General features: G+C 42.7%; 22 protein-coding genes. 12 read left to right on the forward strand and 10 right to left on the reverse strand.

All coding sequences use genetic code 11. The annotated features are described in order from the left end of the window. Positions 1–262 precede the first annotated feature (262 nt). On the reverse strand, positions 263–1,402 hold the full coding sequence (locus BR06_RS0102520) for a pyridoxal-phosphate-dependent aminotransferase family protein (RefSeq protein ID WP_031479797.1): 1,140 nt from the start codon (positions 1,400–1,402) through the stop codon (positions 263–265). A gap of 290 nt (positions 1,403–1,692) precedes the next feature. Here BR06_RS0102520 and BR06_RS0102530 point away from each other — a divergent pair, with 290 nt between their 5' ends. Genes BR06_RS0102530 through mltG form a run of 3 tightly spaced genes read left to right on the forward strand, consistent with a single transcriptional unit; the run spans position 1,693 to position 6,700 of the window. Beyond that, the gene (locus BR06_RS0102530; RefSeq protein ID WP_031479801.1) at positions 1,693–5,244 is read left to right on the forward strand and encodes an FAD-binding and (Fe-S)-binding domain-containing protein; all 3,552 of its coding nucleotides are present in this window, start codon (positions 1,693–1,695) and stop codon (positions 5,242–5,244) included. Next, positions 5,241–5,648 (forward strand): Holliday junction resolvase RuvX, encoded by a 408-nt coding sequence (ruvX, locus tag BR06_RS0102535; protein WP_031479803.1) that lies wholly within the window; start codon positions 5,241–5,243, stop codon positions 5,646–5,648. Before BR06_RS0102530 ends, ruvX begins: the two co-directional genes overlap by 4 nt. Then, complete coding sequence (gene mltG / locus BR06_RS0102540) at positions 5,570–6,700, forward strand: endolytic transglycosylase MltG (RefSeq protein ID WP_235727642.1); 1,131 nt, start codon at positions 5,570–5,572, stop codon at positions 6,698–6,700. Before ruvX ends, mltG begins: the two co-directional genes overlap by 79 nt. 96 nt (positions 6,701–6,796) lie before the next feature. Here mltG and BR06_RS0102545 read toward each other — a convergent pair whose 3' ends face one another. Genes BR06_RS0102545 through BR06_RS0102560 form a run of 4 tightly spaced genes read right to left on the reverse strand, consistent with a single transcriptional unit; the run spans position 6,797 to position 11,838 of the window. Beyond that, positions 6,797–7,519, reverse strand: a complete 723-nt coding sequence (locus BR06_RS0102545) for a response regulator (RefSeq protein WP_031479807.1) — start codon at positions 7,517–7,519, stop codon at positions 6,797–6,799. A gap of 34 nt (positions 7,520–7,553) precedes the next feature. Further along, a complete protein-coding gene (locus BR06_RS0102550) occupies positions 7,554–9,557 on the reverse strand; it encodes an ATP-binding protein (RefSeq protein WP_031479810.1) in 2,004 nt (667 codons plus the stop codon). After that, positions 9,554–10,759, reverse strand: a complete 1,206-nt coding sequence (locus BR06_RS0102555; RefSeq protein ID WP_031479812.1) for an ABC transporter substrate-binding protein — start codon at positions 10,757–10,759, stop codon at positions 9,554–9,556. The genes BR06_RS0102550 and BR06_RS0102555 overlap by 4 nt, the downstream gene beginning before the upstream one ends. Further along, positions 10,759–11,838, reverse strand: a complete 1,080-nt coding sequence (locus BR06_RS0102560) for a hypothetical protein (protein ID WP_031479814.1) — start codon at positions 11,836–11,838, stop codon at positions 10,759–10,761. Before BR06_RS0102560 ends, BR06_RS0102555 begins: the two co-directional genes overlap by 1 nt. 244 nt (positions 11,839–12,082) lie before the next feature. Between BR06_RS0102560 and BR06_RS0102565 the strand changes: the two genes are divergently transcribed. The 5 genes from BR06_RS0102565 to BR06_RS0102585 all read left to right on the forward strand — a co-directional run bounded on the left by BR06_RS0102565 (position 12,083) and on the right by BR06_RS0102585 (position 18,822). Continuing rightward, positions 12,083–12,469, forward strand: coding sequence for a response regulator transcription factor (locus BR06_RS0102565; protein ID WP_031479816.1), 387 nt, complete (start codon positions 12,083–12,085; stop codon positions 12,467–12,469). 8 nt (positions 12,470–12,477) lie between these two features. Further along, complete coding sequence (locus BR06_RS0102570) at positions 12,478–14,244, forward strand: HD domain-containing phosphohydrolase (protein ID WP_031479818.1); 1,767 nt, start codon at positions 12,478–12,480, stop codon at positions 14,242–14,244. A gap of 72 nt (positions 14,245–14,316) precedes the next feature. Beyond that, complete coding sequence (locus BR06_RS0102575) at positions 14,317–15,570, forward strand: ABC transporter substrate-binding protein (protein WP_031479820.1); 1,254 nt, start codon at positions 14,317–14,319, stop codon at positions 15,568–15,570. Beyond that, complete coding sequence (locus BR06_RS0102580; protein ID WP_031479822.1) at positions 15,567–18,071, forward strand: ATP-binding protein; 2,505 nt, start codon at positions 15,567–15,569, stop codon at positions 18,069–18,071. Before BR06_RS0102575 ends, BR06_RS0102580 begins: the two co-directional genes overlap by 4 nt. A gap of 13 nt (positions 18,072–18,084) precedes the next feature. Next, positions 18,085–18,822, forward strand: a complete 738-nt coding sequence (locus BR06_RS0102585) for a putative molybdenum carrier protein (protein WP_084153998.1) — start codon at positions 18,085–18,087, stop codon at positions 18,820–18,822. On the opposite strand, the gene BR06_RS0102590 is transcribed toward BR06_RS0102585, so the two are convergent. Continuing rightward, on the reverse strand, positions 18,774–19,091 hold the full coding sequence (locus tag BR06_RS0102590; protein WP_031479825.1) for an Hpt domain-containing protein: 318 nt from the start codon (positions 19,089–19,091) through the stop codon (positions 18,774–18,776). The two genes, BR06_RS0102585 and BR06_RS0102590, sit on opposite strands and share 49 nt — an antisense overlap. Before the next feature lie 33 nt (positions 19,092–19,124). Next, positions 19,125–20,411, reverse strand: a complete 1,287-nt coding sequence (locus BR06_RS0102595) for an OprO/OprP family phosphate-selective porin (RefSeq protein WP_031479827.1) — start codon at positions 20,409–20,411, stop codon at positions 19,125–19,127. Between the two features lie 216 nt (positions 20,412–20,627). Between BR06_RS0102595 and BR06_RS0102600 the strand changes: the two genes are divergently transcribed. From BR06_RS0102600 to BR06_RS0102615, 4 genes are all read left to right on the forward strand, one after another. Continuing rightward, positions 20,628–21,014, forward strand: coding sequence for an ArsR/SmtB family transcription factor (locus tag BR06_RS0102600; RefSeq protein ID WP_034602730.1), 387 nt, complete (start codon positions 20,628–20,630; stop codon positions 21,012–21,014). Continuing rightward, complete coding sequence (locus tag BR06_RS0102605) at positions 21,014–22,189, forward strand: SO_0444 family Cu/Zn efflux transporter (protein ID WP_456085387.1); 1,176 nt, start codon at positions 21,014–21,016, stop codon at positions 22,187–22,189. Before BR06_RS0102600 ends, BR06_RS0102605 begins: the two co-directional genes overlap by 1 nt. A gap of 49 nt (positions 22,190–22,238) precedes the next feature. Then, on the forward strand, positions 22,239–22,418 hold the full coding sequence (locus BR06_RS0102610; RefSeq protein ID WP_031479833.1) for a hypothetical protein: 180 nt from the start codon (positions 22,239–22,241) through the stop codon (positions 22,416–22,418). A gap of 88 nt (positions 22,419–22,506) precedes the next feature. Further along, on the forward strand, positions 22,507–23,046 hold the full coding sequence (locus BR06_RS0102615) for a hypothetical protein (protein ID WP_031479835.1): 540 nt from the start codon (positions 22,507–22,509) through the stop codon (positions 23,044–23,046). Between the two features lie 22 nt (positions 23,047–23,068). On the opposite strand, the gene BR06_RS0102620 is transcribed toward BR06_RS0102615, so the two are convergent. From BR06_RS0102620 to BR06_RS0102630, 3 genes are read right to left on the reverse strand one after another with little or no spacing between them, the layout of a single operon-like run. Next, entirely contained in the window at positions 23,069–24,088 is a 1,020-nt protein-coding gene (locus BR06_RS0102620) for a glycosyltransferase family 2 protein (RefSeq protein ID WP_031479837.1), read from the reverse strand. Continuing rightward, positions 24,085–25,008, reverse strand: coding sequence for an ATP-binding protein (locus tag BR06_RS0102625; protein ID WP_031479839.1), 924 nt, complete (start codon positions 25,006–25,008; stop codon positions 24,085–24,087). The genes BR06_RS0102620 and BR06_RS0102625 overlap by 4 nt, the downstream gene beginning before the upstream one ends. 5 nt (positions 25,009–25,013) lie before the next feature. Then, complete coding sequence (locus BR06_RS0102630) at positions 25,014–25,211, reverse strand: ubiquitin family protein (RefSeq protein ID WP_031479841.1); 198 nt, start codon at positions 25,209–25,211, stop codon at positions 25,014–25,016. Positions 25,212–25,501: the final 290 nt, after the last annotated feature.

Raw genomic sequence — 25,501 nt, forward strand, 5'->3', positions numbered from 1 at the left:
CCCACCACTTCCCTGAAAAGCCTACTGCTTACTGCTTTTCTCAACAACACCAACGTCTCACGGGCCATGAGACTTTTTTCACATAGCATGATTTTTTATTCTAAAAACAAAGAGTATACGAGCCTAAATCCTACAAATTACAGATTTAAAGCCATGCTAAAAAAGTCTTTGTGCCATTATGAACAAGCCTTAAAACAAAAAAGGCCTGAATCTGTATAACAACAAATTCAGGCCTTAAAATCTTATAATAAATCAGTGCTAATTATTTAAATCCACGAAGAACTTCACCAAGTATTTCCAAATAATCCTTAAGCATATCAGGCATTATATCGGCCATATGCCCTACTCTGAATATTGGAGAAGAGCCTTGATCCTGTAATTCTTTATTTATCTTTCCATAACCTGGATCGAACAGATATCCGTGAGCGCGCATGAGCTCTTTCACTTCTTTTAATCGATCAATGGTCATATGAGACGGAGTTTTCACAGTAGTCAGAGTTGGCGAACGATGCCCTTCCTGCGCAAAAAGTTCATACCCTTCCATTGTTGCGACCCACGCATGGGCTATAGAACGCATTTCTTCATGACGCTTAAAACGTCCATCGACAGTCTCACTGTTCACTATATAATCAAGCTGCACGCACATCTGATTACCGAGAGTTCCATTTGGAGTGGTCAAAGTCTGATTCAACTTCGCCTTGGTTACCTGAGCCAAAATATCAGTAGTGTAACCCCTGTTTTGAACTTTCTCAGCTTTTTCAAGAGCCTCATCACTGACAAATCCGATACCGTATCCGGCAGGTAAGCCCAGAGATTTCTGAGTTGAGGTACAGTACATTAAAGGACGAGCTTCACTTATTGCTGAAGAAGCTCCACCGAAAAGACTTACCCCGTCCACAACAGGCAATGCCCCATGAGATCGGATAAGCTTACATATGGCGACCACATCATTGATCACACCTGTAGAAGTTTCATTATGGGTAAAGGTCACAACATCTGGCTTGTGCTGCACTATGGCCTCTTCTAAAACTTTCAAATCTACTGCTGATCCATATTGGAACTTCAAGAGCTCTACGTTTTTACCATTAGTAGATGATAATTTGCCATAAAGGTCACCAAAAGCTCCTACGGAAACATTTAGCACTTTATCCGTATCAGAAATAAGAGATCTAACCGATGCTTCCAGAACGTTGGTCCCTGATCCGTTAAAAATAATTGGAGTATATCCTTCCGGGTTACCGGCAATTATAAGCAAATTGCGCATTATGGATTCAAAACGCTTAAGATTTTCACTATCGCGATGTCCAAATTCCGGCAAAAGTCCTGCCTGACGCACTTCATTACGAAGCATTATGGGACCAGTAATAAACAGTTTAAGCTCTGCGAAATCATCTCCAATCATTTTTATTTCCTCATCTTAACTATATTTTAAAGGCATTATTACGTTATAAATGCAAATTATTGAAAAGGAATATTCTTTTAGAACAGGCCTCTATGTCAAGCTTTTAGGTGGATACGCCTTTACAAACACTAAAGCCTGCCTATTATTAATGGAACGATTGGCAAGAAAAAAAAATAACGCAGGCTTGAAATACATACTTGCATTTCATCAAGACGCCCCCTATATTTCCTTTTTTCTTCTTCTCGGGCAGCTCTGCCCTTAGACTACAACATAATTCACGGTAAGATATTATGCCTCAATTAGGACCACATATTTCAATTGCCTCCGAAGCTCTTCTATCAAGAGTCCTCGGCTTAAATCCATTCGACTTTAAAGGCTGGCCTGAAAACGTGCGCACCCTTGCTGAAAGCATTGCTGCGGAACTTTTTCTAGTTCGCTACAACCCGTTCATCGACCCAGAACTAGTTCGCAAGTCTGTTTCTAGAAACCTGACCCTTGCGCGGCCGACTCTTTCAGGAGAATATCCTCAAAGACTAACACACGCGGTGGAAAGTTTCTGGCTCAAGCATGATGCAGACATCGAGTTCAGAAAACGGCTAATTGAAAAGCTCAAAGAAATCCTTCCTGAATCAGGTATCAGCATTGAGCCGGGCAAACTGGTTCACTCTGCAACAGATGCAACTGACTTAAGAATTGAGCTTCCGATTGCAATATTATTCCCTGAAGATACTGCGCAGGTTCAAGCTATTGTCCGTTTAGCAAACGACATGCAGTTCGGCATCATTCCGCGAGGCGGAGGAACCGGACTTACAGGCGGAGCTATTCCAGCCCTTGAGCGCACCGCGATTCTTTCGCTTTCAAAATTTAAAAAGATTTTGAGCGTTGACACAGAATCAATGATCATGTGCACCCAATCTGGAGTAATAACTCTTGATGCAATCAATGCTGCGGCAAAAAAGAACACTCTGTTCACCGTTGACCCTGCTTCAAAATCAGCATCATCTATCGGTGGTAATGTTTCCGAAAACTCAGGTGGACCTTTTGCCTTTGAATACGGCTGTACCATTGATAATATTCAGAGCTACAAAATGGTTATGCCGAAGGGAGACATCATTGAAGTCTGCCGTAAGGATCACCCGCGCCATAAGATTTTCACTGACGAATCCGCAACCTTTGAAGTTTTTGATAACAAAGGAAAACTGATTGAAACTCTGGTTCTCACCGCTGCGGAAATTCGCAGCCCGGGACTTGGTAAAGACGTTTCAAACAAGTTCCTTGGTGGACTGCCCGGAGTTCAGAAAGAAGGCGTTGATGGTATCATTACTGAAGCATGCTTCACTCTGTATCCAAAGCCAGCACTTTCGCGTGTACTTTGCCTTGAGTTTTTCGGCCGCTCCATGCGCAATGCCATGTTTGTTATCAAAGATATCGTCGGATTGCGTGACACCATCAGGAAAGAGGGAGATCTGGTTAAGATTTCAGCTCTTGAAGAATTCGGCCCCAAATATGTACAGGCTATTAAGTACGAAAAGAAATCTGAAAGCTACGAAGGCGATCCTATTTCCGTCCTCATACTTCAGCTTGATTCTGATGATGAAGACGCACTGCAAAATGCAGTGGACAATATTCTATCAATTGTTCAGCCATATGATTCAGTGGATATCTTCGCAGCACGCGATGATAAAGAAGCTGAGCTTTTCTGGGAAGACAGACACAAACTCTCTGCCATTGCGAAGCGTACTTCCGGTTTCAAGGTCAACGAAGATATCGTAATCCCGATCGAAGTTATCCCAGATTTTTCCGACTTCTTGGAAGATCTGAACCTCATCTATCTGGCTAAGATTTATCGCCGTTCCCTGTTGTCCGTTAAGGAACTTCAAGGTTTCCCGATTGAAGAGCCGAAAGTTGAGCTTGCTCTTGAAAGAACTACAGATATCCTCAAAGGCAAAATTACCGGCATGGATATGAGTGATCAGGAGCTTGAAAGTCAGGTTCACTACCTCTTTCAGGAATTGCGCGAAGAGTTCCCTAAGCTGGATTCTAAAATTCATAAGCTTTTTGAAAAGCTTAAAGAGCAACGCATCATCATTGCTAACCACATGCATGCCGGTGACGGTAACTGCCATGTAAACATCCCGGTCAACTCCAATGATCCGGACATGCTACACAGTGCGCATGAAGCAGTAGATGATGTTTTCAAAAAAGTTCTTGAGCTTAATGGTGAAGTTTCCGGCGAACACGGAATCGGTATCACTAAGATTGAATACCTTTCTGAAGCAAAAATTACGGCGATCAGAGAATATAAGGAAAAAGTAGATCCGCTCAACATTCTCAATCCGGGCAAACTTACCCGTAGGGAATTGCCTGCAGCGGCTTACACTTTCTCATTCAACAGGCTTATCAATGATCTCGAAAAAACCGCAATCAAAGATAAAGAACACCTGATTGAACTGCTTCGCAACATTCAAACTTGTACACGTTGTGGTAAATGTAAGCAGGTTTGTCCGATGTATTATCCTGAACAGGGCCTAATGCATCATCCGCGAAATAAAAACATCTCGCTCGGCGCACTTATTGAGGCCATATATTACTCACAGGTACAGCGCGGTGAGCCATCCCCTGATCTTATGGCAAGACTCAGGAAATTGATGGAACATTGTACTGCTTGCGGACGTTGCACTTCAGTATGCCCAGTTAAAATTGACTCCGCAGGAGCCGCCTTACAGATCAGGAGCTTCCTTGAATATAAGGGAGACAGCGGACACCCTATTAAGAATGCAGCCCTCGGCTTCATTTCTAAGGACCCGCAGAGTAGATTGCCGAAAGTTGCCAAGTTTTTGTCCCTGTCCGCTTCACTGCAAAGTAAGGCTCTAGGACTTATTCCCGGACACTGGCGTCGACGCATGGAATCCCCTATGCTTCACAGCAAGACACCTGCCATGGACTTCAAAAACCTCGGAGAAGATTTATCTCTCGACACAGGTTCCATGTTCCTGAACAGCACATCTGCTGCGGACAGCGTTTTCTACTTCCCAGGATGTGGCGCGAGCCTGTTCTCCAGATCAATCGGAATGGCAACTCTTTACTTGTTGCTTAAATCTGGTGTGAACGTGGTTATGCCCGCTAAACATTTATGTTGCGGATACCCACTACTATCCAGTGGTTGTGTCGAAGCTTACAATACTAACCGTCACCGCAATATCAGTGACATTCAGTATAAGATAGCTAAAGCTCATATCGCAGGCATGAATATATCCACAATCATCACTGCTTGTGGAACATGCCGCGAATCCATCGAATCTTACGACTTCACTCAGGAAGTAGGCAAAAAACTCAAACGCTGTGATGCGGTTCAGTATCTTCTGACCAACCCGGGCAACCTTGATTTCCACGGATTGCCTGCCAGTGAAGAAGTTGTTTACCACGCATCATGTCACACTGAGTGGACAGATATTCCAAAATCTAAAGCTCCGGTTATCTACACACAAGCCCTCGAAAGTATCCTTGGAAGCAAGGTAACTCTTTCTCCTGGTTGTTGCGGAGAATCCGGCCTTGGCGCGATATCCAGCCCTGCTATTTACAATAAACTACGCGATCGCAAAGCCGGACAGCTCAGCCAAGACCTACATGGTCAGGATAAGAGCACTCCAGTACTTGTTGGTTGTCCTTCATGTAAGGTTGGAATCAAGCGCAACATGGCGACACTTAAGAAGCAAAACAAGGTGCTACACACAGTCGAGTATGTAGCAGAGCTGATGGGTGGACCTAAGTGGCGCAAAGAGTTTAAAAAGATGCTTGAAAGTGCTAAGCGCCAAGACGGAATAGTCTTCTTAAACTCATGAAAACTATAGGAATAGATTTCGGAACAAAGCGCATAGGTATCGCGATGACAGACGCCGAAGGGATTCTTGCATATCCCTTTAAAGTCATGGTTAAAACGACCCGCGACGCAATGTTTGCCGAACTACTGGAAATAATTGAAACAGAGAAGGTCGATGAAATAGTCATCGGCCTTCCTCTGTCTCTTAGCGGAGAAGATACATTAACCACCCGTCAGGTCCGCAACTTTGCGACATCAATGGGCAGGCGTACCGATCTTCCAATACATCTCGTTGACGAAAGATTAAGCTCTGTTGCAGCTGAATATGAGCTTAAGGAGGCAGGACTTTGGGACAAGAAAAGAAAGAAGAATCTGGACAGCCAAGCCGCGAAAATAATTCTGGAAACGTGGCAAGCAAGGGCATAGTCCTTCGTTTCGTACTTCCGGCCCTAGCTCTGACCTGCATGGCAATGATGATCGTAGGTTCATGGTTTATGTATCAGTCATGGGAATTTCTTAATATGCCTCCGGAAACAGAGGGTAAGGAAATTCTATTCACTGTGGCTCCCGGACAACCTCTATGGACCATCTCTGAGAATCTAGATGCTCAAGGCTTGATCATTGATTCTAAAAGATTTCGTAAGCTTGCACAGGCGGCAGGGAAGGAGAACAAAGTCAGAGCCGGAGAATTCAACCTCTGGACCAATATGACGGCTCCTCAAGTGTTGGAACTGCTGACCACAACTTCCGGCATTATGCATAAATTTTCCGTCCGCGAAGGTCTTTCATGGTGGAAGACAGCAGAAGCCGCGCAAAACTCAAAGCTTACAACCTACGCTGACTTTAAAACAGCAGCAACAAGCCCTGAACTGCTCGCCAAATATTCCATTCCAGCTAAGAACGCTGAAGGCTACTTATTCCCTGAAACGTACTTGTTGACTCGCCCGAAAGAAAATTCCGGCAAGATACTTGTGGAAACGATGCTAAAGGAATTCCGTAAAGCAGCACTAAAAGCATGGAATGGCAAACTTCCATCACCTAAAAGAATTCACGAAATAATTACTCTAGCTTCACTGGTAGAAAAAGAAACTGGTGACGCAACCGAACGCAGAAGAATTGCCGGAGTTTTCACCAACCGTTTAAAGCGTGGCTATCTGTTGCAGGCAGACCCCACCATTATTTATGGTCTGGGTGAAACATTTGATGGAAATATCAGAAAGAAGCACATAAAAGATAAAGCCAATCCGTACAATTCATATCAGCACAGAGGCCTTCCGCCCGGCCCGATTTGTTCACCGGGACTTGAGTCCATAAAAGCTGCAATCAATCCTGAAGAACACAGCTACCTCTACTTTGTAGCGAAAGGAAATGGCGCTCACTATTTCAGCAAGAGCCTGGAAGAACATAACAGAGCGGTTAGAAAGTATCAGCTAAGACGCAACAAAACGACCTACAGATCTTATAATAAAACTGAGTAAACACACTTTCAATATCAGCCTAGTCCTAAAAAAAAGTCCCGCTCCGAATATATCGGAGCGGGACTTTTTGTGTCTGCTATTTATTGTAAGTATTGCCTAGGAAGCTTGCACTTTACTTCTTGCTTCATCCTCAGTCTCAGACATTGAAGCCATGGAACTTATACCCATAGACTCGAATACTGACTGGAAATTGTCCGATAAGCCTGCAATATGTACCTTACACTTATGATCGCGAGCCTTCTCAATAGACTCAACCAAAGTATCCATCCCGCCACCATTAATGGAAGATTTTTCTTGAAAAACGAGAATCAAATCGTGACATCCACTACTAAAAGCTTTGTCGAAAACATTATTCAAAGAAACATCTGATTTTGAAGTGAGGCTTCCCATCACGTTAATAACCGCAATGTCCCCCTCGATATCAATCTGCACTTCATCTTGCTTATCAGTAACAAATGCCTTCCGCTCCGCTGAAAGCTGCAAAGCTTTTTCGAGATCTTCCCGTTTGACAGGCTTGTTTAGAAAGTCTGTTGCATCAAGATTTAAAGCCTTGATCGCAAGTTCCATATCTCCGTGCCCGGTAATGACAATCACTTCCGCATCTGGCGACATGGCCTTAATTTTGCCAAGAACCTGTAAGCCATCCATTCCGGGCATTTTGATGTCAGTCATTACTAAATCGGGCTTCTCGGCGGCAAAAAGCTCAATTCCAACTTCGCCATTTTCAGCAGTCAGAACCTCATGACCGTAGACGGAAAGCAGCATCTTAAACATACTGAGAGTTGCTTTTTCATCATCTATCACCAAAATTTTACTCACATGTCCCCCTTATTCAAAACTAAATAAAAGACAGCTAGGCTTCACTGCTGGCAACAGGAAAAGAAATTACAAAAGTTGCCCCTTTTCCGACATCACTTTCTATATCAACTCTACCTTTGTAGTCCCGCACTATTCCATATGTTATAGCTAGTCCCAAACCCATGCCATATCCTACCTCTTTGGTACTAAAGAAGGGTTCAAAAATCTTATTCCGAACCTCTTCGGTAATGCCCACTCCAGAATCAGAAACCCTAACGCAGACTTCACGGTCTTTACCATAAGTACTTATTTTAATGTGTTCTTCAGTATTCAAGCCGCTTTTTTCTCTCTTCTCAGAAATAGCATCGCGAGCATTATTTACCAAATTAAAGAAAACCTGCTGTAGCCTATTATCCTGTGCGACAATATGGGGCAACCCCTCAGTAAGGTCCACTTCAAATATTATATTTTTCAATTCAAATTGGCGAGTTACAAGCGTGAGCACACTTCTAAGAGGAGCATTTATGTCAATTTTGTCCACTTTAAAATCAGCCATACGCCCGAATGCCCTGAGCGCATTAATGATCTCAGCTGCACGGTCAACTTGAGTACTGACCTCATTTGCCACTTCACTCAGCTGATGGGCCGGAACATCACGCCCATGCTCCGCCATTAGTGCCAAAAACTCACTTCCCATCTTAATTGCATTCAGCGGCTGGTTAACCTCATGAGCAACACCGGCAGACATCTCGCCGAGAGATTTCATTTTGGCGGCCTGCACTAGCTGGGCATCTTTTTCAATAATTTCTGTAATATCCGCAATGGCCACAATCATCGAAGGACTACTTTTATAGGTAATCGGACAAGCATGCATGTTAACATACACCGCGCTACCACCCTTTTTATGATGAAGTATTTTCGGGTAATATATACATCCACTAGGCCCGCCATATTCTTCAAAAGCCTTAATACATTCAACATTTGATTCAGGCCCTAGAAGCAAAAATTCCGCCCCGATCAACTCATCGCGCGAATAGCCGTAAAGTTCACTAACCCGCGGATTAACATCAAGAATTCTAAAATCCACGCAGGAGATGACAAGAATTGGATCAGGTCCGCTATCAAACATAGACTTATATTTTTCTTCAGACTCACGCAGCCTGCGACGATAGAGCTTAATGGACCAAACCATGTTTCTAAAACTATCTGCCAACTGAACAACTTCATCACCAGCACGCTTAATATAAAAATGGCAGTTTCGACATTGCTGCGAATCCTGAGTTGAAGTTAGGTCACGATCATTTTTAAACATAGCCTGATCAAAATGCCAGCATGGAAAATCTGTATTGTGATAAACAGGACACTCTGAAGCATCCCACCCACTGTCACTCGATAACATATCAAGACTTATATCAAAATTACCCCGCGAAAGTTCATCTGAAACCTGAGTGAGTTTTGCGATGGGACTTGTGATATACTTGGCTAGTCTGTGACTTATTAAAAATATGATAACTACAACAAATGAGATAAACCCGAGAAAAGTTATGCGGAGCGTTGTAACAAGTTTATCAATATGAACTTTGCTAAGCCCCACATGAACGGTTCCGATGCGGTATAGCCCCTCCTTGATAGGCACCGCAATATCATAAGCGGAACTTTTCCCGAAATCGATAAGACGAACGGACTTATACCCCCCCTCTGCAACAGGATTAACCTTGTCCAGATTCTCAGGAAATGGAGTTGTAAAAGTATGACATAGAACTTCCTCATCCTTACTCAAAACAAAGATATACGTTATGAGATGCTGTCGCTCTCCAAGCGTTGCTTCATCGAAAACGAGACTGAGCAGTTCAGGATATTTTTTATCTAGAATATACCCCCCCCCCCGCTCCGCAATAGAATGGGCAATAGCAACTCCGCGAAGTTCAAGTTCCGAGGTAAGGGAGGAAACAAGAATGCCGCGCGCCAGAAGGGCAATCACAGCGCTAATCATCAGTATTACGCCAAGAGTCGAGAAAAAGATCTTATTCTTGAGGCTTAGATTGGAAAACCGTATCATTTTTCTATGCTCCGGCGTAACAGTTCCCAATTATCAAGAACTTCAAAATGACCGTCATTAAAGCGGGTAAAATAAACCTTATCCATACCCTGATGATCCTTGCCGTCAAAAGAGATAGTCACCCCCGGTGCAAGATCATAATTCCCCATTGACTCGATAGCATCAAGAAACCTTTTTCTAGTCAAATAAGGCCCGGCGCGGCGCAAACCTTCAACAAGGACCCGCGCATTGAAAAACCCTTCTAGTCCGACCAAGCTTGGATTATCGTCTGGATAGGAACTCTTAAGCATATCAATATACTCAGTAGCTTCCGACTGTTTGACATCTCCTGAAAAAGTAAAAGGAGGGACAACCTGTGACATAATTACGGTATCATCAGATTTATCCCCTAAATGCTTGGCAAACTCACGCGCGCCAATAAAAGAAACCGTATAGTAAACAGGTTTAACGCCTGCTTCATTCATCTCCTTAATAAACAATATACACGGAACAGTAGTTCCGATCATAAACACAGCCTGAGCACCTGAATCTTTGATGCGCGCAACGCCTTCAGCAACGTCGAGAGATCCTCTCGTATAAGAACCACGCGCAACAGGTTCCAGACCGAGATCTTTCAGGGCCAGCTCAGTCCCGGTCAGCCCGTCAAAGCCAAAAGCATCATACTGATAAAAAACCGCAATTTTAGTCAGCCCCAAATCCTGCACCATATGGCGTACAGCTTCTTTAGTCTCTTTGTAATACGATGGCCTTACGCTGATAACATAGCGGTTAAAAGGCTTTCTCAATGCGTTGGCTCCAGTAAACATTCCCAGTAAAGGTATGCGGGCAGCCTCGACCAACGGTAAAACCTTTACAGTTGTGGGCGTTCCCACATAGCCGAACAAAGCAAAAACTTTGTCCTCAATAATTAAACGCTGAGTATTTATAAGACACTTAGGCGGGTCATAGGAATCATCATATGTCACAAGTTCAAGTTGTCGCCCGTGCACCCCACCATCTTCATTAACCTTATTAATATAGGCCAACGCGCCATGAAGGGTTTGAGTTCCAAGGTAGCTGGCATGACCCTCAAGAGCCAATGAAGAACCTAAAACAACTTTATCAGGAAAGACGCCTGGATTTTTGTCCTCATGAACAACAACAGAAACGCCTTGGTCGCAAGAAAACAGCAAAAAAAGAACCAGTAATAAAATCCTTTTCATTATTTCTTTCCCTTAGCTGATTGAGCAAGGTTCATTGCCATCACAGCCTGTCCTTTAAATAGAGTGGATCGTTTGCGCGGTGGAATTTTAAGACTTCTCAAGAATTGAAAGCTGAGCCGGATAAGACCTTCTCCGGCCGAATTAGCTGCCCGAGCTTCACAAAAAATAAGATGGGGATCAAAAGTTTTCCGCTTAGGTTGGTAAATGAGCATGCACAGTAAAAGTTTATCATTTCGGGACATCATGCTTCCGCCGTCCCTGATTGTACCCAAAAGAGCAAGCCCTCCCTTAGATATATCTAAAATTTGCTCAGACTTAGAATTTGCGGCAACATCCTTTTTGTTGTCAATAAAGATCTCAGGCTCGATATTATCCAAAATAAAATCTACATCGAAATCATCATCGTCAAGCCGCCACACCTTAACTTTTATAAACCGCTGGTCAGCAACCTTTCTCCGAGAAAATGCTCGGCGCCTAATAAATCCAAATGCAGACTTACGAGTGATAGCCATTCCACCGTTTTCAGACAAACTTTTAATGGTTCCTACAAACGCATTAACCTTTTTCTCACCCTTTTGGAGTTCAGCAAATATGCACTTAACTTTCGCACCGGGTGTTATTAAAGAGTCCGTGATCGCATCTTTTATTACAACAAAAACATCCAAACCATCTAAACCAGTAACCTCTACAACAGCTGCAAGTGTTCGCTGCCCAGCCCGCTCAACAGAAACATCAAAGGAAGCTTTGGTCATAACTAACCAGTCCAAAACTTCCTGATCGGAAGAGACTTTCATCCCTCCGTTATTTACTTCCTTGCCACTGGAACTACTGACTGATTTTTTTTCCGCCTTTTTGGTCTTTTTTGTCGTCCTTGTGGAAGAAGAAAACGCGCCACTTACCAACCCCTTAAAAAAAGAGAAAACTTTAAATTTATTCCAGAGCAAAACTACATAATAGCACGCAATAAAAGCAGCCAGCCCCCATAAAAAATGTTGCACTGACTTCGGAATATCAGGAAAAACAAAAAAGGATTGTTTGACGGATCCTAAAAATCTAGAATCAACTTTTGATTGTATCATAACATATTCTCAATCCACCTCTTAAGCAGTGCACGCAAAAGTGATTACAAAATCAAACAAATAAATGGCAATGTCCACACAAAAGAACGTCCTTAAGTCCCCTGACATCCGAAGATAACACCATATAATTATTACATCCGGCACCCTATTGTCCAATTAATTCCTCTTATATAAAACTACCCCTTGCAGAGCACGAAAACAACATGTAAATATAATCCTGTTTTGGCAAAACAAAGGAGTACTCATGGGCGGAAAAATTCTAGTTGTGGACGATGAAGTTCACATCAGAATGCTTCTAGAACAAACTTTAGAAGAACTGGAAGATGACTACGACATTGAGCTTCTGACCGCTGAAAACGGTGAAGAAGGGCTTGATGTTATTCGTGAGGAAAAACCAGATCTAGTATTTCTAGATATTATGATGCCTTACATGAACGGCTATGAAGTTTGTCAGGAAGTTCGAGAAGATTCCAACTTACAAGATGTTAAAATAATCCTTTTAACAGCAAAAGGGCAGGAAGTAGACAGAAAGCACGGACTCGAACTTGGAGCTGAAAGATATATGACCAAGCCTTTTGATCCTGATGAGATTCTGGAAGTTGCAAAAACAATTTTACAGATTAAAAGCTGACAACTTCTATGAATGCTTACTTAAAGCCGGAAGCACGTCTTAAGAAACTCCTTAAACCTAAAAAGTTGAATGCTTTTTTTGAAAAGGCTGCTCGGCTACTGCCTCAAGGTTCTACCCTATGCGCGTACATCGGGAGCATTCCTATTTTTTGCAAGTCGCAATTACCTCCTATTTCTGAAAAAACAATTTTAACCTACATAAAAAACCCTGCCAACGAAGATCTCCACATTGGTCTCTCACTTAATAATTTTGATGAAATATCTGAAAAAGAGCTCGAACAAATAAAAGCTGTGCTCGACTTCACAGCGTACGCCATTGCCAACCACATAGAATCTGAATCATCCAGACGTATGCTGGGAAAGGAAACTTTAGCCAAATACCGTGAGCTATCTCTACTGCACAGGTCTATCGTTGAGCTAAACAATTCTCTTAGATTAAAAGATGTTATCAGTGCTCTTATTCAAGAGTGCAGATCCTCCGCATTACCAGCCAATATGGGTGCTGTGTATCTGCCAGAAGAAAATGGATTTACAATTTTTGACAGCTTCGGCGCTGTCCGCGCAGACACATTTGAAGATCTGGTTGAATGTTCTCTTTTTAAGGATATCATAGCTAGCCTGCGTGGCGAGATACTTAATGATGTGAAGCTGGATTGCCGCTGCGGATCGAAACTATGCAACAACATAAAATCGCTGCTAATCATGCCCATCCCGTCACCAAATATATGTGAAGGTGTACTGATTTTAACATCTGAGAACATTAACTCTTTTAACGCTTCGCATCTAAAACATGTTGCAACACTCGCCTCAGTTGCTGGAATTTCCATCAGTAACGCTTATAACTTTGAATCCATCAGAGTTCTCATGGACGCGCTTCTAAAAGCCCTTACTGAAGCAATTGATGCGCGAGATCCATTCACAGCAGGACATTCTGAAAGGGTTGCTTACTTAGCCGTTTCTTTTTCTCGGTTACTATCTCAAGACGATAATCATTTCACAGATATATCTTTCACAGATGAACAGCTTAGAGAAATTCTCTATGCCGGAATTCTCCATGACATTGGGAAGATAGGCATAAAAGAAGAAGTGCTCACTAAAAAAACACGTCTCCCGAAATCGATGCTGGACATTATCGGAATGCGTATGAAACTTTTTGGCATTCATAACCAAAAGGAATGGGAGCATGATTACAAAAGGTTAAAACAGATCAACCTTTCCTTAAGCCCACATCAGGAAGATTTAGATTTCATTCACAGTATAAGCGATATCAAATTCAAAATTAACGGTTCTTCCATCCACCTACTCCACCCAGATGAGCGGGAATGCCTGCTTGTTCGCAAAGGTAATCTTACTGCGGAAGAAAGGATTGAGATAGAACGTCATCCCATTGAAAGTCAGAGAATATTAGAACATATCCCCTTCCATGACGACCTGTCCGATCTGCTTACGATAATTGGCCAGCACCATGAAAGGTTAGATGGATCAGGATATCCTGCGGCTCTTAAGGGTGACGAAATTCTTATTCAAAGCCAGATCATAGCTATTGCTGACATCTATGACGCGATCACTCAGGAGCGGCATTACAAACCAGCTACCCCGCAAGCCCGTGCTTTGAAAATCCTCGCAGAAGAGGCAAGCGAAGGAAAGCTTAACAAAAATATGGTTGACCTCTTCATCAGCAATATACTTGAGATCGAGCGCGGAGCTGACTCCATTAACCTTGATCGCCCCACATCTCCAAGATTCTGCAAAATTCCAAGAAGTAACTTAAACTAATCTGGCAGCCATATAAAAGCTACGTTTTAGGGTTGAATCAGAAATCTAACAAACACTAAATAAGGCCCAGTTATGACCAAGTTATACTTCAAAACAATCCTTATGACGATAGCCATCGTCATGCTCTGCTCTCCAGCTAGAGCTGCCGATTCAAAAGCAACACTGAAACCTATTCTTCTAGGAATGTCTGCAGCCTTCACCGGACCAAGCAGAGGCCTCGGAATTGAAGTCTTCAGAGGTTCGCAGGCATATTTCGACCAAGTTAACGCGGCGGGAGGAATCCTCGGGCACAAAGTTGTCATCAAGTATTACGATGATGGCTACAACCCTCTCCCTGCAATCAGAAATACAATCAAATTAATTGAAAGAGATAATGTTCTATGTTTGTTCAACTATGTAGGAACCCCTACAGTAACAAGAGTGCTCCCTGTCATTAAGCACTTTAATGCAAATAGACCTGTCTTCCTCTTTTTTCCATTCACCGGAGCCCAGCCTCAAAGGGAATTTCCCTACGAAGAATATGTATTCAACCTTCGCGCCTCTTATCGACAAGAGACGTGGGGACTAGTGCATAATTTATTAGAAATAGGACGAAAGCGAATCGCGGTTTTATATCAGGCAGATGCCTACGGCCGCAGTGGTTGGGATGGAATAAGGACAGCGCTAAACAAAAATGACCTGAAAATAGTAGCTGAAGCCACCTATAAAAGAGGTGCTAATTTTAAAGAATCTATGAATCGTCAAGTTGAAATACTTTCTGAAGCAAAGCCTGACGCCATTATCATAGTTGGAGCATACGCAGCCAGCGCGGCTTTTATCAGAGATGCGAGAGACGCCGGGCTAAATATTCCAATATGCAACCTATCTTTCGTCGGCAGCGAAAACATGCTGCAGCACCTGTCGGATCATGAAACGAAAACCGGCAAAAATTACACTGAAAACCTGATAAACTCTCAGACCGTTCCAAGTTATGAAGACACTTCTCTGAGTGCCGTCCGCGACTACAGAAAAGTAATGACAGAAACTCCTCCGGCTCCACCAGAAGGATTTGGAAAGGGGTATAAGCCTCTGCAATTCAGCTTTATCAGCTTCGAAGGGTACTTAACTGCCAAAGTAATGACCGAAGTAATCGAACGTATGATGCTCCGCGAACACTATGGAAGTCTCTACGCGGCAACATTATCCATACGCAACCTGAATATCGGAATAGGTACAGACATAAACTTCGGGCGTGGAAAGCATCAGGGGCTTGACAAGATATACTACACCACTGTTTCAGACGACAAATTCGTACCGCTTATAAACTGGAAGAGGTGGAGCAAATGACAATTAAAACGAGAATGTCAAAAATATTCCAAAAGACTATACTCCTGAACTTTGCGTTGTTCGGAGTGATCTCAATATCGATGTCATTGATGTCCGCGCTTACCCTCTATAATCATATGGTCGATGAATACATCAGTAAAGGGAAGGCTATCGCCAGCAGTATTGCTAGCTCCAGCGTAGAGATTTTGCTCAATAGAGATGCGTCCACTATCCAGTCCATGATTGATCAATTTAAAACAATCGACGGTGCGGCCTACGTATATGTTCAAGACGATAACGGGGAAATAATATCGCATACCTTTGTTCCCTGCATTCCTGAGAAACTTAAACACAGCAGCACACATCCCGACGAAATATCTGTAAGAGAAATAGAACTTCCGGAAGCAGGCACCGTAATAGATATTACCAAGCCTGTTCTTGCCGGAATGGCAGGATACGTCCACGTCGGGATGGATAAAGAATTAATCACAAAGTACGTGTGGATTGCTATCGCTAAATTACAAGTGGTAATGTTTTTTATATTCTGGGCCAGTGTATTTCTGCTGTATATGACCGTAAACCGAATATCTGAACCGCTTAATAAATTGACGGAATATGCCAAAAAACTTGCAAATCATGACTTTACGGCTTCAGTAGATATAACTTCCAAAGACGAAATAGGACTTCTTGCCGATACAATGCAAAATATGGCGTCCGAACTTACGACGATCATTGCTGGCCTTGAAAGAGCTGTAACGAACGCGACAAGTGAGTTGCAGGATACTCTCACCTACATGGAAGTAATCATGGACAATCTGGCTGACGGATTGCTCGTGGTTGATGTGTATGGGAAAATATCCCTCACCAATCCGGCCCTTTCGGATCTCTTCGATTTAGAGGGTAATGATGTAAAAGGTAAAGAAATAAAACACTTCTTCTCCGATGAAATGAACCAACTTTTCAATTTGGTAAAAGGGTGCGAGCATGAGGTTTACACCTCTGAAATAAGCCTCAGTAAAAGACGCACATGCAAAGCTGTAGCAACTCCTATCCACAAAAAAAACCCTAAAGACGGTTCCTTACAGTGCCTTGGTGCTGTAATATTAGTAAGAGATATTACATATGAAAAAGAAGTTGATAATCTAAAAACTGACTTTATTTCAACTGTCTCGCATGAGCTGCGAACTCCGATGACTTCCATTTTAGGCTTTGCAAAAATCATTAAAAAGAAACTTAATAAATCGGTATATCCACAGTGTCAGACCACAGAAGTAAAAACTCAGAGAGCTATGGATCAAGTGCAGGATAATATAGGTATCATTGTCTCTGAGGGTGAACGTTTAACTGACCTCATTAATGATGTGCTTGATATTGCAAAAATGGAGTCTGGAAAAATTGATTGGAAAAATACCGCTATAGATATGGAAGAAGTCATTAAACTTTCGGGACAAACAACTGCCCCACTTTGGCAATCTAAGGACCTGGAATTGATTATTGATGTCGAGGAAGACCTGCCTACCATATTCGGAGATCGCGACAGAATCATGCAGGTTATGGTCAACCTCATTTCAAATGCGGTCAAGTTTACTCGCGCGGGTTCTATAACCTGTACAGCTCGCTCCCACGACAGTGAAATATTAGTCAGCGTAAGCGACACAGGAACAGGAATAACACCTGAGGATCAAAAGAAAATTTTTGAAAGATTTAAACAAGTCGGTGATACTTTAACCGGAAAGCCAAAGGGAACTGGACTCGGACTGCCTATCTGTAAACAGATAGTTGAGCATCATAATGGGCGAATCTGGGTTGATAGCAAATTCAGCGAAGGAAGTTCTTTCCACTTTACTTTGTCTAAAGGACTTCAGGACGTAAGCGTAAACCAGATACCTTCTGCTGTTGCAATAAACTCTGTAGGCAGACGGCCCGGGAAAAAAGATAGTCCGTTGATCCTTGTTGCTGACGATGATCCCGCGCTGAATGAATTCCTTTCGCAAATACTGGAAGAGGAAGGCTATAGAATAATAACTGCAGTTGATGGCGTTGACGCTGTTCAAAAAGCTAAAACACGGATGCCGCAGCTTATAACGATGGATCTTAAAATGCCAAAGATGGACGGGGCAGAAGCCATCAGACAACTTCGCCTTGACCCTTCAACCCGCCATATTCCGGTTATTGTCATCAGTGCACTGGCCGAAGGTCAGCAAGCAGGTGGAGATGCAGCTCTCATTAAGCCGATTGATGATAAGAGATTGATTGAGACTATCCACGGAATGCTCCAAGAAGACTTAATCATGACAGATCCATGCATGGTGCTGGGCAAAGAAGCTGTTGACCCAGTTCAAAACTTACTCGTTATCTGTCCTGGAAAAATAAATTACTGCGCCCCTACTGAATTATGGAACCAAATATCCTCAGGCTTTAAAGGGACTTTGTTTATACCAGCTAAAATAAGTACAACTTTGGATCTTGATAAAATATCTAGAGTACCAGATGTACAGCTTGTCATAATACCTGACAACTGATATAGCTACTGCTATGGAAATACCCGCAACGTATGAAACTGAAGAATATAAGTCGTGCAACAGATGTTCATGGACAGGCCCACTGGATGCTTTTGATCTCATACCAGCTCTGATTAGTAGCTTTGTAAGAGTCAGATGTCCCAATTGCGGAGAATTGCTGCTTATAGAAGCAGAGTCCTTTCAAGCCGAGCCATTTATCCTGCCTAAAGGATTCACCATAATATCTGGAGGGCAAACAGGCGTTGACCGTGGAGCCTTAGATGCGGCGATACACTTAGGAATTCCGCATGGTGGATGGTGCCCCGGAGGAAGGAAAGCTGAAGACGGCAAAATACCAGCTAAGTATAAACTCAGCGAAATGGCTGCTAGTCAATACTGGAAGAGAACGGAACAGAATGTTCTTGATTCAGATGGGACGTTAGTTTTTCCTGGAAAATTAAAATCAAAGGGAACAGCCCTGACTATACGGCTTGCTAAAAAACACAATAAACCTCTGGCTGTAATTCCTATCGACTCCCCAGCAACGGATTCAACTCTCCTTGCATGGCTTAAAGCAACACAGATAAAAGTGCTAAACATAGCTGGACCAAGAGAAAGTGGAAGTAAGGGGATAAGTACCGCGACAAAAATGCTCCTGATAGGCGCACTAAAGCCAGCTCTGCAAAAAAACTATTTTGTAGCGGATGCAATTAAAAAGCAGCTCTACTCGAGCGACCTGAATTCTACTGTTCCCAACATATTTCGCAGTTGACCGAGAAGGCTTCTCGCACCTTCTCTATCACCACATTGCACAGCCTTCTTAACAACAATTAAAATCTCAGCATAATCGTCGAAACCGTAGGTCAGCGCAGCCCCGCGTGAAGAATGATTAAGATCCTGCAAATCAGCAAGCTTTCCACTTCGTAACAAAATTTCCATGTCGGCCAACTCTTTAGAGAGTGTTTCAATTAGAATCGGCACTAAATCAATTAATGCTGATTCTATAAAAACTATATTTATTTTCTTCTCAGAGAAATCCATTAGCCTCTCCCTTTTACAAGAAAAAACTTCATACTAGAAGTAAAACGAAATCCTGCATTGGTAAATATCCAACTCACCATCCGTCAGAGAAGAATTTTCTCTATCTGAAACACCTGCATGTATATAGTTAGCAGCAACACGAGTGTGAGAATTCAAAAACCAGTTGAGAGCTACACCAATATTATCCTGAACGCCGCCTTTAATATCAGCGCTGGAATCATTCAAATCGGTATGAGCATATTGCAAAGCCACTTCTAATGCCCCCCATCCCCCTTTCAAAGGATTAAAAGGATTATCAGGAACTATGGCCCCGAACACTGCATTACTAGATTTGAAAGGCTTGGTTTCGCCTGTAATTATATACCCGACATCAACATGGTAACCGTAAAAAAGAGCATCTTTATCACTTTTTCTATCCACATAAGCTGTGCTTAGCTCACTCATAATCCAGAATTGATCCCACACACCTGCAAGCTCAAAGTTAAATAAGTCCTGTCCATCAGCAACCATTGACCCAGTACCAGTCAGTTTAATTGTGGAAAGATTTGAGCCAACTTTAGGAGAAAAAGAAGAGGATTGCTCTGTTCCGTCAAGAAATTGGTGAGAGTAGCCTAAACCAAGATGAACTAACTTGCGTCCGTCATCTTCTTGATACGGGCGCCAGCCTACACGACCAGTTAAGTCGACACCGGAGTTTCCATTGGTAAAGGAATCATCCATATATGCGGCTTTATTAAATACCCCCGCAGCAGCATTAATTCTTCCATCCAAATAAGTATTTGAAAGTTGAACACCTACATTTCGAGACTGAGAGAATACTGACGAAGACGCATATTCCATCATCGTATCCCCCGTATCTCCGGTAAGGATTGCCATGGAAAATGGCTCTTTGAAATGCCCCACTTTTAAGCTTCCAACATAAGGAATATTTTTGGCCTGTCCCCATACATCGAGGAACTGTCCTCGCGTACCTACAAACTCGTACTGGACTCTAAAATCGTAATCATCATATAATTTTAAATCAATTAACGGTTTAGCATACCTGACTTCTTGTTTGTGATCCTGAACAGAGTCATAAACTGAAGCGACTCTGTAATCTTCATTGATTTGTCCCCAGTCAAAAGAAAAAGTTCCGCCCAACTTTAACCTAAAAGCCTTATCTTCACTTTCAATTTTAAGACGATCAAGCCATGCCATTGTGATGAGTTCATCTGCAACATCCACTTTTTGTTCGTCACCGCTATTCGGTGCGGCAAATACAGCAGGAGCCAATAAAAGCGTCAGCATGCATGACAAAATTAAAACAGAAACTTTTTTCATCACAATCCTCGAAATTAATATTAATATGTTAATTATCCACTAAGCTTCGATTAGAAATTTCATGAAACATTATATAATTTTACTAGGATCAGCAAATTATTATCTTTAATTGTTTCCTATTTTTCATAATTTTTAAGGCGAGTCCCTATTGACGCGACTCGCCTTGTGGTTAATATATGAACACATGTTCACATATAAACATTTAAAGGAACTCAAATGAATATAGAAAAAGACACATGTGAGGGACACAACCCAAATCCTGATGCTATTGAGATTGTTAGAAACAAAGCCTGCTCACGGCAGATAATGGAAGATATCGCAGCAACTTTTAAGATTCTCGGCGACCCCGTCAGAGTATCCATATTGCACGCATTATCTATTAGTACGCTGTGTGTATGTGACCTCGCAGAGCTTTTGAATATGAGTCATTCCGCTATTTCACATCAACTCAGAATCCTTCGCACAGCGCGAATGGTTCGCTGTGAAAAACACGGACGTAAGGCTTTTTACAGGCTTGAAGATGACCATGTTGAAACAATCATACAAACTGCGCTGGCTCATCTTACTGAAGATGGATGCGCCACCGACAGGAGAAATAAATGATCGATATTTTATCAAGAATTGCATTTGAGTCTTGGCAGGTACTACTTCAATCTGCCCCGTTTATGCTTTTCGGATTCTTCGTGGCAGGACTACTTAAGGCTTTTGTAGGGCCTGAATTCATTTCTAAAAACCTAGGGTCCGGCAGAACATCAGATATATTTAAAGCATCGCTGTTTGGTATTCCAATTCCACTTTGCAGTTGCGGTGTTATTCCCGCAGCAGCTCAGCTAAGGGAACAAGGGGCAAGCAAGGGTGCAACAACCTCATTCCTAATATCCACACCGGAAACAGGTGTAGACTCAATTGCTGTTACATACGCCCTACTCGACCCAATAATGACTATTCTGCGTCCTGTTTCGGCATTTATGACCGCCGTCATTGCCGGAATTATGGTCGATAGAAATGAGAAAAAGAATGGAACAACACCACAATTAATTCCTGACGCGGTTCTTTTTGAGCACGATCACAAACATGGTCACGCACACGATCATGATCACACTCACGGTGAGGAACACAACCATAGCCATGAAAGCGAACAAAGTTGTTCTGACCCAAGCAGTTGCGAGGGCTGCGGTTGCGGTGATAGCGCGAAGCCTTTAACTTTCAAAGCTAAGCTCACCAGTGGAATGCAGTACTCTTTCGGCAACCTGCTTCAAGACATCGGATCATGGTTTATAGTAGGCGTTATTTTGGCAGGTATGTTCGGAGCACTCATTCCTGATGGGTTTATCGAAAAGAACCTCGGTGATGGATTTCTGCCGCTACTTATAATGCTGGCTGCGGCCATCCCGCTCTACGTATGTGCAACAGCCTCAACGCCGATTGCCGCGGCACTTGCTCTTAAGGGGCTTTCTCCCGGCGCGGCGCTGGTATTCTTACTCGCAGGCCCCGCAACCAATGCAGCCTCGTTCACAGTCGTTGCCAAGCTTCTTGGTAAGCGTTCTGCATTTATTTACTTAGGCACCATTATTGTTTGCTCACTTGCCCTTGGCATGTTGACCAACTGGCTGTACTATTCCCTCGGACTCAGTATAACAAACTGGGTACAAAGCGGAGCGGAAGACACGCACGGGATATTGTACACACTTTGCGCTATAGTGCTTCTCGCATTAATCGCTATTCCCAAAATATCTTCAATGCTAAAGGGCGAAAGCGGCCACGGACACTCGCATTAGATATATGGGTATTTAAATACGATACAGTGATTTACCAAAGGAGATAGCTATGACAGGAGAAGGAGTAGAAGCCTTAATAATCATGCTGGTCATCGTTTTTGCGATATTCCACATGGTTCGAAAAAGTTCACGCAATGTTTTTGACGCTACAACCTTGCCTGAGGAAGATACTGCAAATGTGCAGGAATCCGCAGATGTAGATAGTGACAAAGTGAAAAGTAAAGAATAACTCTTTGAGCTAATAGGCATGAAACAGCCCTTCTGTTTTTAGCAGTCGGGCTGTTTTTATCTAAACTTTCAACATTTCAGGAATACAAATGGACGACAGCACCGCAGAAATAGAAAAACAATTGGAAGAACTCCGTGGATCAGAAAATTTTATCGGATTCAGTGCCTTCGACCTCTTCCTTGATGATGATGAAAGCCGTAAAAAAGTTGGTGTTCTCAAAATATCACGCCATAACCACACACCAGATACTGGTTTTTTGAAGTTCACCTTCATCGTAGATGTCTATGGTGATAAAGATATACGCGAGCAGGTCCTAGCCATTTTTGCTAGCTTTCAAGACACTGGTATAGACTCAGAAATGGACCCTAACTTCATGTATATACGCCCGTCAGAACCTGCTTATCAAAAAGATAAAGCATGGTTCATCGGTGAAGTTTTTTTCCATTTCGATTCAGCCAGCGCCGCATCAAAAAAGAATGTCGTAGGCTTTTTCATCCCATTTTTAACTTTGCGTCTACCAATCGAATTCAGAGATCTCGACTGGTGGGATGACGATGAAGCTAATAATCACCCACAAAAAAAATCCGCGATCAAATCAATCACGGACTTTATTAAAAGCAAATTTTAAACGCACTGAATAGTATTTCAGATCAGGAGACCAAAAGGTAATCCCTGCCTACCACGTAACCGCGTGCTTCAAGGAACTCTGCAACTTCCTCACGAGCCCCGCGACTTGCAACGTAGGATAACAAAAAGACCTCGCCCGGAGGAGGCACATCATCACGATGTATAACCTTACATCCGTGAATATCTTTGCCAATTTTGCGCGGATCTACATCCACATAAAAAGCAGTCTCCACCCCGAAGTCCTCAAGTAAACGATAACGCTTACGAGAAGTCCGTGCAGAGCCAATCACAGCTACCTTTGGATGATGCGAGTTGTGTTTAACCAGCCAGCGATAAAGATATTCACTTTTGATGCGATAAAACGCATCCACGGTATATTTGGAGTGATTTCTCGATAATCGTTCTGGCGGATCATTCCAGACCAAAAGCTCTTCATCGACTTTCTGCATCTTTACGCCAGCCTCGAGCCAGCGGAGTGCCAATTCATAATCTTCCGGAAAATCCCCGTCACGGAACGCGCCAAGCTTAGCGAGAAACTCGCGGCGCATCATAATGGAAGGATTGGCGAAAGGAAATTCTACAAAGCGATTATGAGAAATCGCTTCAGGCGTAATCACGGTATTAATCCAGTCTACATAATGGGCATACCCTGCACACTTTTCGCGGTCTCCACCAAAAGCGACCCGGCTAGCCACAAGCCCCAATTCGGGATCAGAATCTAATAGACCTGCCTGCAGTTCCATGCGGCGGGGCATAGCTATATCATCAGCGTCCATACGTGCTAGATATTGCCCTTGCGAACCTTCAATGGCAGCATTTGCCGCCCCAACCACCCCTTGGTGTTCAAGAAACAGCGGTTTCACCCGCGAATCTTTGCTTGCATATTCTTTAAGAATGGCAGCGGTTTGATCACTGGAACCGTCATCAACCGCCACCAATTCCAAATTTTCTAAAGTCTGGCTCAAAATGGACTCAAGAGCCTGCCCAACAGTAGCTTCACAATTGTAGCAGGGCATTGTTACTGAGACCTTAGGAATCATCATTCGTTGCTAGCCATAAGAGCATCATCTAGCTGCTCACGCACTCTACACACACCACAAACACCTACAGATGTGGGGCAGTTACACTTAGTACACGGCTTAACCTCGTAATCCTTTTTGCCTTCATGTATCGCGGCAAAAGCAGGCTGCCCACGCTCTAGGAAACCACCATAAAACGCGCGCTTAGAGCCGGGGCTGCGAATTTCCTGATTTCTCCAGATCATCTTGTGACCGGTAAAACTTGCGCCTTTACTATAAGGACATGGCAAATGATGGTAAGGAATACCTTTCAAGAATGAAAAGTTAGCGGACTCAAACTCTGAAACTCTGTACAAAGGTTTGACTTTTTTAGCGAACCCGTTTTCGGCTGGAAGCACCGGCCCCTGATCTGACAAGTAAGCCTGATCCCAGCGCAATGTATTTGCGAAAAGCCTTGCAACTTCATCGTCAAGATTATGCCCTGTAGCTAGTGCAGTATATCCTTCTTCAAACGCAACTTTATTGAAATAATGTCTTTTAAACTTCCCACAAACAGAGCAAATGGGCCGATTGATATGCTTCTTAATCAAAGGCATAGGAACGCCCTCTTTCTCAAGCTCAACAACCCTAAGCCCGTACCCCTTCTCTTTACAAAAATCCTCAACAACAGAGCGAGCCTTTCGCGAAGAATCGGAAATACCCAAATCAATGTGAAGACCTGTTACATTGTAGCCAAGTTCAGATAGAGCATACATCAGCCCTAAAGAATCCTTGCCACCGGAAAGAGCAACCAGAACTTTATCGTCAGCTTCCAGAAGTTTCTTTTTGCGGATTCCTTCCGAAACCTGCTTCATAAAAAACTTATCATAACAGACAGCACAAAACGCCGTATTGTGACTTGGAAGCCCGACCACAGCCTCAGCTTTACATACTTTACATTTCATATTCTTTACCCGACAGAAATGACTTTTCTCAAAGTAATTTCATCGCCATCATTAAGTTTACGATCCTGAGTCAAAAGCTCACCATCTCTAATGACTAAAGCATCAGTATAAAAAAGGTCATACTTATTAAGCAATTGCTGCACAGTATTTAGTTTTGGATAGGTATCAATCTTATCTTCAGGCTCAAGTCTGACTATAATCATCAGCAGACTCCTTAAGTTTCTTTCTAATTATTTAGTTAAAAAAATCTTCATACCAGAGCAATGGGATTTATATCTTAAGCCAGCTTTCATCAAGCTTTTCCATCATATAAAAAGACAATATTTTGTGAAATAAAATTCAGGTCTTAAAAAAAATGACTTTTGGTTACCAAGAAACAGGCAGAATCGCTCTTTTTGTGCTATATGTAAGATAGTAATGTAAAAAACATTGCCTAATTCATAAGGTGAATAAAAATAATTTATTCAAATAGCCTTTAGAGGAGTACATAAAA

Source organism: Maridesulfovibrio frigidus DSM 17176, from assembly GCF_000711735.1.
Taxonomy (GTDB): domain Bacteria; phylum Desulfobacterota; class Desulfovibrionia; order Desulfovibrionales; family Desulfovibrionaceae; genus Maridesulfovibrio; species Maridesulfovibrio frigidus.